Annotated in this window: 21 protein-coding genes; 11 read left to right on the top strand and 10 right to left on the bottom strand. The window is 62.7% G+C overall.

The features are described 5' to 3' along the window. Positions 1–276: TolC family protein (locus tag AC1DOG_RS19415; RefSeq protein WP_477930324.1), on the top strand; the 276-nt coding region annotated here is incomplete at its 5' end. A 105-nt stretch (positions 277–381) separates the two neighbouring features. On the opposite strand, the gene AC1DOG_RS19410 is transcribed toward AC1DOG_RS19415, so the two are convergent. Further along, complete coding sequence (locus tag AC1DOG_RS19410) at positions 382–2220, bottom strand: ABC transporter ATP-binding protein (RefSeq protein WP_477930322.1); 1839 nt, start codon at positions 2218–2220, stop codon at positions 382–384. 56 nt (positions 2221–2276) lie between these two features. Here AC1DOG_RS19410 and AC1DOG_RS19405 point away from each other — a divergent pair, with 56 nt between their 5' ends. Then, a complete protein-coding gene (locus tag AC1DOG_RS19405) occupies positions 2277–2531 on the top strand; it encodes a hypothetical protein (protein WP_477930320.1) in 255 nt (84 codons plus the stop codon). Positions 2532–3046: 515 nt separating this feature from the next. On the opposite strand, the gene olsC is transcribed toward AC1DOG_RS19405, so the two are convergent. The 3 genes from olsC to AC1DOG_RS19390 form a co-directional block, all read right to left on the bottom strand. Beyond that, a complete protein-coding gene (olsC, locus tag AC1DOG_RS19400; RefSeq protein ID WP_477930318.1) occupies positions 3047–3892 on the bottom strand; it encodes an ornithine lipid ester-linked acyl 2-hydroxylase OlsC in 846 nt (281 codons plus the stop codon). 170 nt (positions 3893–4062) lie between these two features. Beyond that, positions 4063–4404, bottom strand: coding sequence for an SMR family transporter (locus tag AC1DOG_RS19395; RefSeq protein WP_047514405.1), 342 nt, complete (start codon positions 4402–4404; stop codon positions 4063–4065). Positions 4405–4431: 27 nt separating this feature from the next. Further along, positions 4432–4992 (bottom strand): TetR/AcrR family transcriptional regulator, encoded by a 561-nt coding sequence (locus AC1DOG_RS19390; protein WP_111564168.1) that lies wholly within the window; start codon positions 4990–4992, stop codon positions 4432–4434. Positions 4993–5147: 155 nt separating this feature from the next. Between AC1DOG_RS19390 and AC1DOG_RS19385 the strand changes: the two genes are divergently transcribed. Beyond that, positions 5148–5537 (top strand): group II truncated hemoglobin, encoded by a 390-nt coding sequence (locus AC1DOG_RS19385; RefSeq protein ID WP_047514411.1) that lies wholly within the window; start codon positions 5148–5150, stop codon positions 5535–5537. A 10-nt stretch (positions 5538–5547) separates the two neighbouring features. Continuing rightward, positions 5548–5919, top strand: coding sequence for a DUF423 domain-containing protein (locus AC1DOG_RS19380; RefSeq protein WP_477930315.1), 372 nt, complete (start codon positions 5548–5550; stop codon positions 5917–5919). 11 nt (positions 5920–5930) lie between these two features. Here the strand turns inward: AC1DOG_RS19380 and AC1DOG_RS19375 are convergent, their stop codons facing one another. From AC1DOG_RS19375 to AC1DOG_RS19350, 6 genes are all read right to left on the bottom strand, one after another. Further along, positions 5931–6302 (bottom strand): bleomycin resistance protein, encoded by a 372-nt coding sequence (locus tag AC1DOG_RS19375; RefSeq protein ID WP_018897198.1) that lies wholly within the window; start codon positions 6300–6302, stop codon positions 5931–5933. 3 nt (positions 6303–6305) lie between these two features. Then, the gene (gene hmuQ, locus AC1DOG_RS19370; protein ID WP_477930341.1) at positions 6306–6620 is read right to left on the bottom strand and encodes a heme-degrading protein HmuQ; all 315 of its coding nucleotides are present in this window, start codon (positions 6618–6620) and stop codon (positions 6306–6308) included. 8 nt (positions 6621–6628) lie between these two features. After that, on the bottom strand, positions 6629–6898 hold the full coding sequence (locus AC1DOG_RS19365; RefSeq protein ID WP_477930313.1) for a hypothetical protein: 270 nt from the start codon (positions 6896–6898) through the stop codon (positions 6629–6631). Continuing rightward, positions 6895–7302, bottom strand: a complete 408-nt coding sequence (locus AC1DOG_RS19360) for a DUF2325 domain-containing protein (RefSeq protein WP_047514424.1) — start codon at positions 7300–7302, stop codon at positions 6895–6897. The genes AC1DOG_RS19365 and AC1DOG_RS19360 overlap by 4 nt, the downstream gene beginning before the upstream one ends. Positions 7303–7449: 147 nt before the next feature. Continuing rightward, complete coding sequence (locus AC1DOG_RS19355) at positions 7450–8754, bottom strand: energy transducer TonB family protein (RefSeq protein ID WP_477930311.1); 1305 nt, start codon at positions 8752–8754, stop codon at positions 7450–7452. A 56-nt stretch (positions 8755–8810) separates the two neighbouring features. Further along, complete coding sequence (locus AC1DOG_RS19350; protein ID WP_477930309.1) at positions 8811–9269, bottom strand: hypothetical protein; 459 nt, start codon at positions 9267–9269, stop codon at positions 8811–8813. Positions 9270–9412: 143 nt separating this feature from the next. Here AC1DOG_RS19350 and hemP point away from each other — a divergent pair, with 143 nt between their 5' ends. The 7 genes from hemP to AC1DOG_RS19315 all read left to right on the top strand — a co-directional run bounded on the left by hemP (position 9413) and on the right by AC1DOG_RS19315 (position 14391). After that, complete coding sequence (gene hemP, locus AC1DOG_RS19345; protein ID WP_026282762.1) at positions 9413–9595, top strand: hemin uptake protein HemP; 183 nt, start codon at positions 9413–9415, stop codon at positions 9593–9595. A 9-nt stretch (positions 9596–9604) separates the two neighbouring features. Then, positions 9605–10654 (top strand): hemin-degrading factor, encoded by a 1050-nt coding sequence (locus AC1DOG_RS19340; protein WP_477930305.1) that lies wholly within the window; start codon positions 9605–9607, stop codon positions 10652–10654. Positions 10655–10670: 16 nt separating this feature from the next. Continuing rightward, positions 10671–11573, top strand: a complete 903-nt coding sequence (locus tag AC1DOG_RS19335; RefSeq protein ID WP_477930303.1) for a heme/hemin ABC transporter substrate-binding protein — start codon at positions 10671–10673, stop codon at positions 11571–11573. 20 nt (positions 11574–11593) lie between these two features. Further along, positions 11594–12688 carry a FecCD family ABC transporter permease gene (locus AC1DOG_RS19330; protein ID WP_477930339.1) on the top strand — a complete coding sequence of 365 codons (1095 nt, stop codon included), beginning with the start codon at positions 11594–11596 and terminating at the stop codon, positions 12686–12688. Positions 12689–12697: 9 nt separating this feature from the next. Continuing rightward, positions 12698–13489 (top strand): heme ABC transporter ATP-binding protein, encoded by a 792-nt coding sequence (locus AC1DOG_RS19325; RefSeq protein ID WP_477930301.1) that lies wholly within the window; start codon positions 12698–12700, stop codon positions 13487–13489. A gap of 143 nt (positions 13490–13632) precedes the next feature. Further along, positions 13633–13980: an ElaB/YgaM/YqjD family protein gene (locus AC1DOG_RS19320; RefSeq protein ID WP_018897187.1), complete on the top strand. Its 348-nt coding sequence runs from the start codon at positions 13633–13635 to the stop codon at positions 13978–13980. 9 nt (positions 13981–13989) lie between these two features. Then, positions 13990–14391 carry a hypothetical protein gene (locus AC1DOG_RS19315; RefSeq protein WP_477930299.1) on the top strand — a complete coding sequence of 134 codons (402 nt, stop codon included), beginning with the start codon at positions 13990–13992 and terminating at the stop codon, positions 14389–14391. The last annotated feature ends 14 nt before the right edge of the window (positions 14392–14405 follow it).

The following is a 14405-nucleotide window of genomic DNA, read 5'->3' as shown; positions in this document are numbered from 1 at the left end:
CGCCGCGATGCGCAGACGGTTGCGGCACTGCGCGCCCAGGTCAAGACGACCCAGGAAACGCTGGATCTGTCGACCGCCAGCTACAAGGACGGCGCCTCCTCGCTGCTCGACGTCCTCGACGCCCAGCGTCAGGTCTCGCTCGCCCAGGCAAGCCTGGCCGCAGCCGTCCAGCAGATGGCAACCGACTACGTCGCCCTCAACGTCGCCATCGGCGGCGGCTACAACCCGGGTGGCAACGCTGCCCCGGTCAAGCAGGTCGTGGCAAAGGCAAACTGAGACGACAACAACAATTGAGAAAAAGCCCCGGTTCGCCGGGGTCTGAGATCGCAAGGCCGGTGCATCGATCATGATGCTCCGGCCTTTTGTTTCGAATGCCAGCGATCACATGCTGGCCTGCACGCTGTGCAAGCCGGCATAGATCCCGTCGCGCGCCATCAGATCCTCATGCCTGCCCTCCTCGACGATCCCGTCGGCAGTGAGCACGAGAATGCGGTCGGCGTGACGAACCGTCGACAGGCGATGCGCGATGACGACGGTGGTGCGTCCCTTGGCGAGCCCGAGCAGCGCCTGTTGCACCGCCCGCTCGCTCTCATTGTCGAGCGCGCTGGTGGCTTCGTCGAAGATCAGGATCGCGGGATTCTTCAAAAACGCCCGTGCGATCGTCAACCGCTGCCGCTGCCCGCCCGAAAGCCGCACCCCGCGCTGGCCGATGTCGGTATCGTATCCGTCGGCAAGCGCCATGATGAACTCATGCGCATTGGCCGCCCGCGCCGCCTCTTCCACCTCGGCATCGGTGGCATCCGGCCGCCCATAGCGGAGATTGTCGGCGACCGAGCCGGCGAAGAGATAGACGTCCTGCTGCACCACGCCGACATGTCCACGCAGCGACGACAGCGTCACATCGCGGATATCGGCTCCATCGATCAGGATCGACCCGGCCTGCACGTCGTAGAAACGGGGAATGAGCGAGCACAAAGTGCTCTTTCCCACCCCCGACGGACCAACCAGCGCCACGAACTCGCCGGGCGCGATGGTGAAGGACAGGTTTTCGAACACGCCTGTCGTATCGGCGTCGTAGCCGAAGCTGACATCCTCGAATCGGATCTCTCCCTTCGGCGTCGCCAGCGCATGAGCGCCCAAACGGTCGACGATATCGGGCTCGACATCAAGGATCTCCATCGCCCTCACGAAGCCGGTATAGCCTTCCTGCCAGAGCCGCACAAAATTGGCGAGCCGCTGCACGGGATCGACAAGCACCGCGACGCAGAGCAGGAAAGTCAGCAGATCGGCCATCGTCATCGCCGACGACACGATCCTGACGCCGCCGATGACGATGACGAGGATCGTGATGAACTGCGCGAAGCTCTCCGTCCCCACGGAAAACCACGCCTCGCTGCGATAGCCATCGGCACGGCTTACGAGAAAACGCTCGTTCTGAACAGCGAAACGATCCCTCTCCAGCCCTTCATTTGCGAACGACTGCACGACGCGAATACCGGCGAGGCTGTCTTCCAGCCGCTCGTTGACGCCGGCGATCTGCTGCTTGCTGCGTTCGAGCGCGCGGTTCATGCGACGGTTGAAATGCAGCGCATAGGCGACCGCGAGAGGCGTCAGCAACAGGATCAACCCGGCCAACAGCGGATCGATATAGAAGAGCACCAGCATAGCGCCGCCATATTTGAGGATGGCGATCGAGACATCCTCGGGACCATGGTGGAACAGCTCGCCGAGCCAGAGGGAATCGCTGGTAATGCGGCTCATCAGCTGTCCGGTGCGCTGTCGATCGTAGAAGCTGAAGGAGAGCTTCTGGCAATGATCGAACAGCTCTTGGCGGACGGCGGCCTCGATGCGCGCGCCCATCACATGACCGCGATAATCGACGAAGAACACCGCGATCATCTGCACCGCGAGCAGCGCCAGCATGACAGCGCCGACCTTGAGGATCAGCACGGTGGCCTCCCCCGCATCCGCGATCACGAGAAGGCGGTTGGTGACGATATTGGCGCAGATCGGCAACGCCACGGCGGTCGCCGCAACGAGAATGGCGCAGACGACATCGGCGCAGAGCAGCGGCAGATGCGGACGGTAGTAGCTGAGAAACTTGGCGACCCGAGAGTGCCGCCGCGCACGTTGATCGGCGGTGGTATCGGGCTCGGAAGTGGTCGGGAGTGGTTTACGACGCGGCGCGTCTTTTCGCGCACGGGCGAATTGAATAGACATGAAGCGGAGTGTCCTTGTGAGTGATCGTTCCTTTCGTTCTGGACAGGATCGCTTTCATGACAGTCTCCCTGGACGAGTTTGCGTTCAGCTTCGCGCCATCCTTAACAGATCAATCGCCGGCCCGCAAAGGCTGCACCGGGGAAAAATTCAGAAAAACACGCTTAACGTGCGTTAACGGCGCGGTCCGCGCGTCAGCGGGTCATTCGGCCTTCACCCAGGATTTCGATCCGGATCGAGACATTCCGGACTCTGTTGCCAGCCGTTTTCGTCCCGTCGTTTCGTTCCGCGACAACGCGTCTGTCGCAGCCTGAAACACCCGCAAGCCTTAACCTTACTGGGTAACCAATCCATTAGCATCCTGTTGAAAACGAAGGCGGTTATGGCAATCTTCAGCCATGACAAACATCCGCTCTCCAAGATTCAACGCCGATGATATGGGACGGTCGCGGGAATGCGAAAGCGTCTGCAAAGGGGCGATAACCGAAGTTGTCCGTCGCGCAATCGCGGCGGGGTGGCGTGAAGCAGAAATCGCGCTTCACCTGGCAGACGCAGCAGAAGATTATGTCATCTACCTGGCAACCAAGCCGGACCGTCGCCTGAGGGCGGCAAACAACAACTAGTTGCGAATGGGGGCGACTGACGTCGCCGGAGCAAGGCCTGCTTACGAGGGGAAGCGACCTGCCTGTTCCGAAACATGCGCATCGAGACTGCCTGCGGCGCGATCGCCGTACGATGATTTGAGAGCGGCGTCCCACCCGCCGAACAACAGCATGACCTCTGAAACGAGGCCATGCTGTTTTATCTTTCAGGGCCTAGTTTTGTTCGCTCAGCCCTGTGGCCGGTTTCTAAAAGCTTCGGCTTCGGCGTAGAACTTCTTTTCCCACTCCTTGTGGTTATCCAGTCCTTCGCGGATGAACGGCGTGAAGACGGCGAGGTTCATCAGCGCCCAGTTGACGAAGCGCGCCGGAAACTTCAGCGGCTTGTCGAAATCGACGAACAGCACCACGCGGGTCTTGTCGGTGTGGTTCCACGCCTCATGCTCGTAGGCATCGTCGAAGATCAGCGCCTTGCCTTCCTGCCAGTGGCAGATCTGGTCCTTGACGCGGATGGCGAGCTTGTCGGCCGGCTCCGGCACGATCATGCCGACATGCAGACGCAGCACACCATTATAGGGGCCGCGATGCGCCGGCAGATGCTTGCCCGGCTCGAAGATTGAAAACATCGCCGTCTTCAGGCCGGGGATCTTCTGCACCGCGCGCCACGTCTCCGGGCACTGCGCGATGTTCTGTTCCGATTTCACGCCAAAACCGAGGAGGAAGAAGGTCTTCCAGCCGGAATCGGTCGAGATCGTCTTCACGTCGGTCGAGATATCCTGGAAGGTCGGCAACTCGCTCTGGCGCACCAGCACGCGATCCAACTCGGCGCGGATCTGCGGATAAGCGGCCTCGACCTCCTTCGCCCAAGGGAAGGTGGCGTTGTCGTAGACCGGCGGATTGCCGAGCTTGGCGTATTTGTAATTCAGCTTCTCCGCCCAGGCGACGATGCCCATGAAGAACCGGGTAACCGGGCTCGGGCGGCCCATCGGGGCGATGCCCGAGGTGCCGAAGGTCTGTCCCTCGGGCTTGGAATCTGCGGTTTTGGGGGAGGTAAGGTCAGCGGTGCTGTCAGTCATGGGTGTTCCAATGCGCGATGCTTAAACTGTCATCTGTCACTCAGGATATGGACATCGCAGCCGATTGCGCAAGTCAGGCCTCCGTGAAGTGAGGTCAAATGTCGCGACCCGGGGGCCATCTCCCCTGGTGACTGGGGGCTTCCCTCGCATACGACCGGATTCCATTAAAATCAATGGGAGACGGATTTGGAGAACAGGTTGACCACGAGCACGCCAGCGATGATCAGCCCCAGGCCGATGACAGCAGGCGTATCCAGCCGCTGCTTGAAGTAGATGAGGCCGACGCTGGAAATCAGCACGATGCCGAGCCCGCTCCAGATCGCATAGGCGATGCCGACAGGGATGACCTTCAGTGTCTGCGACAGGCAATAGAAGGAGGCGGCATAGCACGCGACCATCAGCGCGGTCGGCCAGAAACGGCTGAACTGCTGCGAAAGCTGCAGCGCCGTCGTGCCGATGACTTCGAGCGCGATCGCCGTAAACAGGAGCGCATAGACCGCAACCGGTGCCATGATGGTTTATCCTCTATTCCAGGAAAGTCAGCGAGCGGTCAGCTCGACAAGACGTGCCAGAAGCGCCTGGCGCTGCGTGTCGTCGGAGGCGCCGCCGATCATGTCGGCGAGCCAGAGGCCATCGGCGGCGAAGCGCACGATCTGCGCATCGATAGACGAGTCCGTGCCGACATATTCCTCGATCCGCCCGTCGATCCACTCCCCCCAGCGCTGCCGAAGCCGCGGCTCGGCCAGTAGCGCGATCGTCACCTGCGCCCAGTGGCCGGCATCGTCAGGGCTGTCGCGCAGCCCGGCGACCGCGTTGAGATAGGCACGCGTGAAGCGCCCATGCGGTACCGGATCCTCACGCATGCGCTCATCGAGATCGGCGTCGAAGCGGGCCAGAAGATCCTCGAACAGCGCATTGAGCAGCGCGTTCTTGGTCGGAAAATGGTGGAGAAGGCCACCCTTGCTGACCCCCGACGCGCCGGACACGGCATCGAGCGTCACGGCACTCATCCCCTGCTCGTTCGTCAGGCGCGCGGCGACATCCAGCAGCTGCTGGCGGACGATGGCGGGTTGCTTGCGGCGGTGATGAGCGTTTGACATGATGAATAAAGATACCGTCTGGACGGTTTTGTCAAGATGCCGCGAAATTTCGATCGCCGGGGGCTGGCGCGAAATGTCGCGCTTGGTGGTGTTGGTATCGGTTGCGATCGAGGCTGCGGCGGTGCATGAAGGGACAAGCTGTGAGGAGCCGCGCCGTGAGCGAAAACACCATTACACTTTACGAGGCTGTCGGCGGCGACGCGACGATCCGGGCTCTGTCGCATCGTTTCTACGAGCTGATGGACACGCTGCCGGAGGCGAGCCACGTTCGCGCGGTCCACCCGCCGACGCTCGAAGGCAGCGAAGCGAAATTCTACGAATATCTGACCGGCTATCTCGGCGGCCCGCCCGTCTATGTCGAGAAATACGGCCATCCGCGCCTGAGAAGCCGCCACTTCATCGCCGAGATCGGCCCCGTCGAGCGCGATGAGTGGCTCTTATGCTTCCGCCAGGCGCTGGAAGAGACCGTTCCGAACCCGAAGTTGCGCGAAATCATTCTGCCGCCGATCGAGCGGCTGGCCGATCACATGCAGAACAAGCAATAGGCTCCCGATAATGACGCTCAATCAGCGCTTCTCGCCGCTTTTCCTGGTGCTCTCGGGCCTCTTCGGCTTTGCCGGCGTGGCGCTGGCCGCAGCCGCCGCCCATCTCGATGGCGACGGACACTTCCTTGCCTCGGCCTCCGCCATGTGCCTCGCCCATGCCCCTGCCCTTTTGGCACTGGCGCTTGCCGGCGAAAAGCTGAAGACGGCATGGCTCGCCGGGCTCCTTATGGGCGTCGGCACGCTGCTCTTCTCAGGGGATCTGGTGACGCTTCGCTTTGCAGGCTCAAGCCTGTTTCCGATGGCGGCGCCCACGGGCGGCTTCGCCATGATGTTCGGCTGGCTGGCAATCGCCGCCGGCGCCGTCTTCCGCAACCGCGCTTAAGACCAAGCGGCTTATGCCTGCTGCGGGATCCGGCCGAAGCGCAGCAGATTACCGTGCGGATCGTGGATGTAGAACTCTTCCATGTTCCACGGCCGTACCGTCATGTCGCTGAGCTTCTCGACACCGCGCGCCTTGTATTCCGCATGAAGCGCGCCGATGCCGCCACCGCGCAGATAGACCGATGTGCGCTCGCAGAGCGACCGATCATCCGTCAGCCAGAAATGCAGCTCCATCTCGTCGCGCCGCAAGATGAGATAATCCTTGTCCTGATAGACGATCGTCTCGAAGCCGAGCCCGCCGCGATAAAAGGACAGCGTCTCGCCAATATCGAGCGACGGCAAAACGGGAAGAACCTCGATACGATCTGGATTGTCAGCCACCATCGCTCAGATCCCGTCCACGACCTGAAAGCCCTCGAACACGGGCGGCCCCTTGTACATCCCCTTGCGATCGCCGGCATTGCGATGGGCAGCGCGGAACTGCTCGGACTTCGTCCAGTTGAGGAAATCCTCTTCGCTGCGCCAGATGGTGTGCGAGGAAAACAGCGTATAGCCCTCCTCCGCATTCTCCCGACCGCGCAGCAGCCTGAATTCCACGAAGCCGGGCACCTCCGAAAGGCTGGAATCGCGGTTGCGCCAGACGCTTTCGAATTCCGCCTCCGACCCGGTCGATACCTTGAAGCGGTTCATCGCGATAAACATTGGAACACTCACGCCTTGCGTTTCCTCTCGGCTTCGGGAGCTTCGAAGGCTATCACATTGCGGCCGTCGAGCGCATCCCGTCCAAGCGGCTTTTCCGGCAATTCGCCGGGCATGCGCGCCTCCCAGATCGGAAACTGCTCGACATTGGGATAGTACCTGCGCCGCTCTTCGCGTTCCATCATCAGCTCATAGAGTTCGGGAACCATGCCATCGCCATTGTGGGCGGCCAGCTTGTGCAGGCCGATCAACGTGTACCCTTCCGGGTGTCTATCGCTCATCGGGTGGCGTTTCGCTCGTTCATCGTGGTCAGCGCCCGCTCAAGGCTCGACTTGCTGCCGTTGCGAAGCGGAATGAAGGTCTTGCCGAACTTCTTGCAGCCGGTCTTTACCCTGAGGCACGCATCATGGCTGATACAGTCGATCGGGCAGAAGACGCAGTCGACGGAGGGAAGCACGGTATCGATGCGCGACACTGCTTCGCGCAGCCCGCCATCGTGGTGGATCAGCTCGGCGCCGAAGTTGCTGGCGATCTGGCGCAGATGCGCCACCTGGCAGTCACGCCCGCCGACATAAAGGAAGCTGCGGCCATCGAGCTTGGAACGTCCGGAGGTCTCCTCAACCGTGCTTGTATCCGCACTCACGCGGATTTCCCGGTTAGAACCCTTCTTCGCCTTACGCGCCATTGACCACCCGTTGCTTCATTGATCGGCACACGATTGCTGCGTGTGTGGGTGGACCTTATTAAACTTGATTTTTAGAGTAAAGTATAAAGTTGATTATTTTCATCATATTTTCTGGACGGCCCGATTTTATCGTCGGGCCGCCTGCTGTCAGCGCCCCGTCGTGACCTGCACTTCCTGGGTAAAGGTCCAGATCGGCTTGCCCCATTCGGCCGGCAGCGGCGGGAATGGTGCTGCGCGGCGAACGCCATCGACCACGGCGGCGTCGAGTTCCGGGATGCCGGAGCTGCGCGCCACCGATAGGCTGCTCACGCCGCCGGAGCCGTTGATGCTTAACCGGATGCGAACGCTCATCGCGGCGTTCATCCGCCGGTATTCGGAAGGTACGCGAACGGACCGCCGGATTTTCGATTGCACCTTGCCCGGATAGTTGGCGACAGCCGCACTGCCGGATCCGCTGCGACTTGCAGCGCTGCGCGAATCCTGGTCGGAAGCCTGATCGACGCCATCCGACGCGCCGCGCCGGCTATCCTGCTTGTTTTCGCCCTGTGAACCCGAGCGTGTAACGACCTTCTTCGGCGGCTGCTTCTTCTCGACCGGCTTCGGCTTCTCGACCGGCTTCTGCGCGACCGGCTTCGGATCCGGCGTCGGCACGGTCTCCGGCTCAGGCGGAATTTCCGCCGTCTCGGTCGGCTGCACGGGCGCCACGTCCTCAGGAGTCGCGGGCGGCGTCTCGGTCATCTCCGGCTGAACCTCCGTCGGCACCTCAGTTGCCATCGGCTGAACAACGGAAGTCTCGGCCGGCACCTGCGACGTCAGAACCTCAGGCTCGACTGCCGTCATGTTCTCAGGAGAGACGCGCGTCACTTCCTGCGTTGGCGCGACAGGCTGCGGATCGACCGGCTGCGCGTCGGGCTGAACCTCTGTCGGCTGCTGCGCGGTTTCGGGCTGCACCTCCTCAGCGACGATCTCTTCCGGCTGCGGCTCTGCCTTCTCTTCACCCGACGATGCCTGGTCGAGATCCGAATCGCCGAGCATGATCACGCTCACCGTCTCGCCCGCCTCTTCCTCCGGCTGCTCCGGGGTGACGACGACGCCGACGATCAGCGCGATGGCGAGCGCGCCGTGAAAGATGAAGGAGCCGATGCAGGCAGCCGTTACGCCGAGCTTGCCGCGATGCGGCCGGGTGGCCGCCGGCATCTCGACGCTCGCATCCATCAGCGGCGCCGCCGCATGGCCGTTGCTGGCACTGCGCGGGTCCTGCGGGAAGGACGAAATCTGCGCCTGGCGCGTATAGTGAAGAACGGCTTCCGCGGCCGGCTGGCGCGCGACGTTGCGAAGATCCGACAACTCGTGGCCGGGATGCATGCCCGGATTGTTGTCGTTCACAACGCCATCGGCGACCGTCTCGTCGAAGAGAACCTGTCTCGGCTTTGATCTCGCTGAAACCACCATTTTGGATGCCTTGTACCGCTGCAACGCAAGAGGCCGGGGCTATCCCCGGCCGTCGCTCAACCTTCGAAAGGAATGGAAACCTGGGAGCGGGTCACAAGACCTTTCATGCACTCGCCCTTGTCCGGGCCTTCGCACGCCGGCGTGTCGTTGATCAGCACCCGCGTCACCGCTTCGCATTTCACAGTCGGCATATCGAACTGCCGCACCCGCTTCTTGCCCTGCGGCAGATCGCGGAAATCGAGAACCGTGATCTTGTCGACGGCGTTCTTGTCGTTGAAGAACGCGAGTTCGAAGGAAACCTTGGTGATGTCTTGAGGCAGCGTGTTCAGCGCCACGAAGGTCATCATGCAGCCCTTCTGCGATGGGACCAGCCCGTTGAGTTCCACATCGAGCGCCGCCTTCGGCGCGGCTGCCGCGGCGGGCTCCTGCGCATAGGCCTGGATCGCGCCCGTCAGCACCAGAGAGCCGGCCGCCAAAAGCGTTGCAAATCGTGTGACCGGCCTCGTGACTACCATTGTGTCTCTCCACTGAATTTCAGAAACTTGACTTACAAAGTCCGCTATTGCGTCTTTAAAAAATGATGACTATGAGAGTCAAGATACTTGTAGGTCGCAGGGGCCATTTTTGGCCTACCTAGAGAAGCAAAAAAGCCAACGAAATGATGGTCGAGAAGCCGGACACACTGAAGCAAACGCTATTGGCGCGCGACGCCGTGGCCGACGTCCGAATCCTGGAGAGCAGCGAGATTTTTCGCGGCGCCAACGAGATCGTCATTCGCCACGATGGCGCTTTGTACCGAATGAAAATCACCCGCCAGGGCAAACTAATTCTGAATAAGTAGGGGTAGACAATGACTGAGAACACCAAGCCTTCACCGGCCGAGATCCGCGCCTTCCGCGCCGAAAACCCTAAGATGCGCGAGCGCGATATCGCCGCCCAGCTCAAGGTTTCCGAGGCAGCGCTCGTTGCAGCAGAAGTCGGCATTTCCGCCACCCGCATCGACGGCAGCGCGCTCAAGCTTCTGGAACGCGTCGCCGAGCTCGGCGAGGTCATGGCGCTTTCGCGCAACGAAAGCGCCGTCCACGAAAAGATCGGTGTCTACGAGAACATCAAGACCGGTGGCCAGGGCGCCATCGTGCTCGGCGAGAACATCGACCTGCGCATCTTCCCGAGCCGCTGGGTCCACGCCTTCGCGGTCACCAAGAAGGACGGCGATCAGGAGCGCCTGAGCCTGCAGTATTTCGACAAGGCCGGCACCGCTGTGCACAAGGTTCACCTGCGCCCGGCCTCCAACGTCGAGGCCTATCACTCTATCGTGAACGACCTGAAGATCGAGGACCAGTCGCAGGACTTCGTCGCCGACGACAGCAAGACGCCAGCCGACGAGAGCGGCAGCGTCACCAAGGACGAACTGCGCGACCACTGGAGCAAGATGACCGACACGCACGAGTTCTTCGGCATGCTGCGCAAGCTGAAGATTGGCCGCCAGGCCGCCGTGCGCACCGTTGGCGACGACTATGCCTGGCAGCTCGACAACACCGCGACCGCAGAGATGATGCATGCTTCGGTGAAATCCGGCCTGCCGATCATGTGCTTCGTCGGCAATGACGGCATCGTCCAGATCCACTCCGGCCCGATCTTCAACATCCAGCCGATGGGCCCGTGGATCAACATCCTCGACGAGACCTTCCACCTGCATCTGCGCCAGGACCACATCGCCGAGACCTGGGCCGTGCGCAAGCCGACCAAGGATGGCCACGTCACCTCCGTCGAGGTCTACGGCGCCAACGGCGAAATGATCATCCAGTTCTTCGGCAAGCGCCACGAAGGATCCGCGGAACGCGCCGACTGGCGCGATATCGTCGAAAGCCTGCCCAAGGCGACCAGCGTAGCGGCGTAAGCCGAAGGAGATGATGATGCCGAACCACAATCGCGGTTCATTCAACAAGACGTCCATGCTGCGGGGCCTCATGGCCCTGCCGCTGGCAGCCTCGTTTCTCGCCTTCTCGCCGGCTGCCCATGCCGAAGACAAGATCGACAGCACCCGCCTGATCTCGATCGGCGGCGACCTCACCGAGATCATCTATGCGCTCGGCGAAGAAAAGCACCTGATCGCTCGCGACACGACCAGCCTGTTTCCCGAACAGGCCCTGAAGCTGCCCGACGTCGGCTACATGCGCGCGCTGTCGCCGGAAAACATCCTCGCCATGAACCCGACGGCGATCGTCGCCGTCGAGGGATCCGGCCCGCCGGAAGCGTTGACGGTGCTGCGCAGCGCCAGCGTTCCCTTCGAGACGGTGCCGAATGCCTATACGCGTGACGGCATCCTCGCCAAGATCGACAAGGTCGGCGCGCTCCTTGGCGTCGAACCAAAGGCCGCCGAGCTGCACAAGCAGGTCGCGACCGATCTCGACGCCGCGATTTCAGACGCTGCCAAGTACCCTGAAGGCGAACGCAAGCGCGTTCTCTTCATCCTCAGCATGCAGGGCGGCAAGATCATGGCTTCGGGCACCGGAACGGCGGCCGATGGCATCATCAAGCTCGCCGGCCTGGTCAACGCCGTCGGCACCTTCCCGGGCTACAAGCCGCTGACGGACGAGGCGATCATCGAAGCCAAGCCCGACGTCATCCTGATGATGAACCGTGGCGACGGCGCAGGCACCAAGAACGAAGACCTGATGACACAGCCGGCTTTGGCGCTGACGCCCGCCGTACAGAACAAGGCGATCATCCGCATGGACGGCCTGCACCTGCTCGGCTTCGGCCCGCGCACGGCAAGCGCCGTGCGCGAACTCACCAAGGCGATCTACGGGGGCTGACCATGGCGGTGCCGAACGACATGGACGGACGTCGCATCGTGTTTTCGGCCTCGGGGATGCGTGAGCGTCACCGGGCCGGCGACCGCTCGCTGCTGGCACTGGCGGTCATCGCCCTGCTGGTGGTCGGCTCCGTCCTGTCGTTGCTGTTTTCGGTCACGACCGGTGCTTCGGATGCGTCCTTCCTCGACGTGATCGCCAATGTCGCCGGATCCGATGATGCGCTCAGCATGCGCGACCGCATCATCATCTTCGACATCCGCATGCCGCGCGCCATCCTCGGCTTCCTCGTCGGCGGTTCGCTGGCGGTGTCGGGCGCCGTCATGCAGGGCCTGTTTCGCAACCCGCTGGCCGATCCCGGCCTCGTCGGCGTCTCCTCCGGCGCCGGCCTCGGCGCGGTCGTCATGATCGTGCTCGGCGGCGGCTTCGTCGCCCCGCTCTACGTCCTGCTCGGCATCTACGCGCTTCCATTCGCAGCCTTCGCCGGCGGCCTCGCCACGACGCTGCTTCTCTATCGCATCGCTACCAGCAACGGCCAGACCTCCGTCGCGACCATGCTGCTTGCCGGTATCGCGCTCGGCTCGCTTGCCGGCGCCATGACCGGCCTGCTCGTCTACATGGCCAACGACCAGCAGCTGCGTGACCTCACCTTCTGGGGCATGGGCTCGCTCGCCGGTTCGACATGGACCAAGATCGCCGCCGCCGGCCCGATCATCCTCCTGTCCTTCATCGTCGTCCCCTTCCTGGCCAAGGGCCTCAACGCCATCACGCTCGGCGAAGCTGCGGCCTTCCACATGGGCGTTCCCGTCCAGCGGCTGAAGAACATCGCCATCGTCACCGTCGCGGCCGCGACGGGCGCATCGGTTGCCGTCAGCGGCGGCATCGGCTTTGTCGGCATCGTCGTGCCGCATGTGCTCCGCATGGCGATCGGCCCCGACCACCGCTATCTCCTGCCGGCCTCGGCGCTCCTCGGCGGTTCGCTGCTGATCTTCGCCGACGTGATCGCCCGCACCATCGTCGCGCCCGCCGAACTGCCGATCGGCATCATCACCGCGGCCGTCGGCGGCCCGTTCTTCCTCTGGATCCTGCTGCGCCAGCGTTCCCGCCTTGCCCTTTGAGTATCTGCCATGATCGAAGTCTCCGGCGTCTCCGTCCGCCTGTCGGGCAAAACCATCGTTGAAGACGTCGGCTTCACCGCCGCCTCGGGCAAGCTGACCGCGATTGCCGGGCCGAACGGCTCCGGCAAGACGACCACGATGAAGGCCGTATCCGGCGAACTCCCCTACAGCGGCTCGATCCGCATCAACGGCGAAGACGTGCGCGGGCTGCAGCCATACCAGCTGGCGGCCGTGCGCGGCGTGTTGCCCCAGGCAAGCAACATCTCCTTCCCCTTCACCGTCCGCGAGATCGTCCGCATGGGCCTGACCTCGGGGCTGAACCGCAATCCCGAGCGCGCCGAGCAGACGGCGGCCAAGGCGCTGTCTTCCGTCGATCTCGACGGCTACGAAGGACGCTTCTACCAGCACCTCTCCGGCGGCGAGCAGCAGCGCGTGCAGCTTGCCCGCGTGCTTTGCCAGATCTCCGAGCCCGTCGTCGACGGAAAGCCGCGCTGGCTGCTGCTCGACGAGCCGGTCTCCAGCCTCGATATCAGCCACCAGCTGACGATCATGCGGCTTGCCCGCGCCTTCTGCGATGCCGGCGGCGGCGTCATCGCCGTGATGCACGACCTGAACCTGACAGCACTCTTCGCCGACCAGATCATTCTCATGCGGCAGGGCGGCCTCGCGGCCCGCGGCACGGTGCACGAGGTGCTGACCGACGAGACCATGCACTCGGTCTTCGGCTGCCCGCTGCGCATCAACAAGGTGCCCGACGACGGCACCCCTTTCGTGCTCGCCCACAGCGCCGTCGGCGGCTGATCACGCGCGGAACCTTTTGCCCACAACCCGCGTTAAGCCATTGATTTGGGTCATTGCCGGGCATCTGTGTTCATGCAAGCTTGCGTTCTGATCCTGTGTTTAACCAGGCGGTGCGAAACCGCGCCGTAACAATGGAGAAAACCATGGCATCTTTCCTTCAGTCCGGCCGTCACCGTCGCAATGGCAGCGCCGCTCTTCACAATATCGAGGCAACGGTCGAGGACCAGATCGCATCGCTGCAGGATGAAATCGCGTCGCTGACGAAGCTGATCAGCAAGAACTCGCGCAAGCAGAGCGAAAAACTGAGCGCCCAGGCGGCATCCGGCTACGAAGATCTCGTTGCCCGCAGCGAGGACTTGCTGCGCGACCTGCAGGATGGTTATCTGCGCGGCGCTTCCGAAGTGCGCGACACCGTTCGCAGGCACCCGGTCGCAACCATCGGCGCTGCTGCCGCATTCGGACTGGTCGTTGCCCTCCTGGCACGACGCTAAGGAGGCTAGATGCTGTTCCCGATCCTCAGCCTCCTGGTAGGCACGAGTGTTCACCGCACCGTTGCGCGCACCAAGCGCAACGGTATTTTCATTGCCATCGCCGCGATTTTCGTGCTGACCGCCTATGCGCTTGCCGTCACAGCCGGCGCGATCTGGCTTGCCGGCATTTACGGCGCCGTCGGAGCTGCACTCTTTCTGGCGGCTTGCGCGCTTCTGATCGCCATCATCGTGCTGATCGTCATGATGGTGATGAATGCGCAGGAAGCGCGACGCGCCAAAGAACGCAAGCAGGCGTTCGAAACGGCCGCTGCGGCCAGTCTCGGTATCATCCGCTCGCAGCCGCTTCTGACCGCCGGCGTGATCGCCGCCATGGTCGCCGCCAATCTCTTCACCTCGAAGGATCGCGACTGACGGCACCGCCGCTT

The organism is Rhizobium sp. 01N48, assembly GCF_056399145.1.
This window is presented reverse-complemented; position numbering and strand designations above follow the sequence as displayed.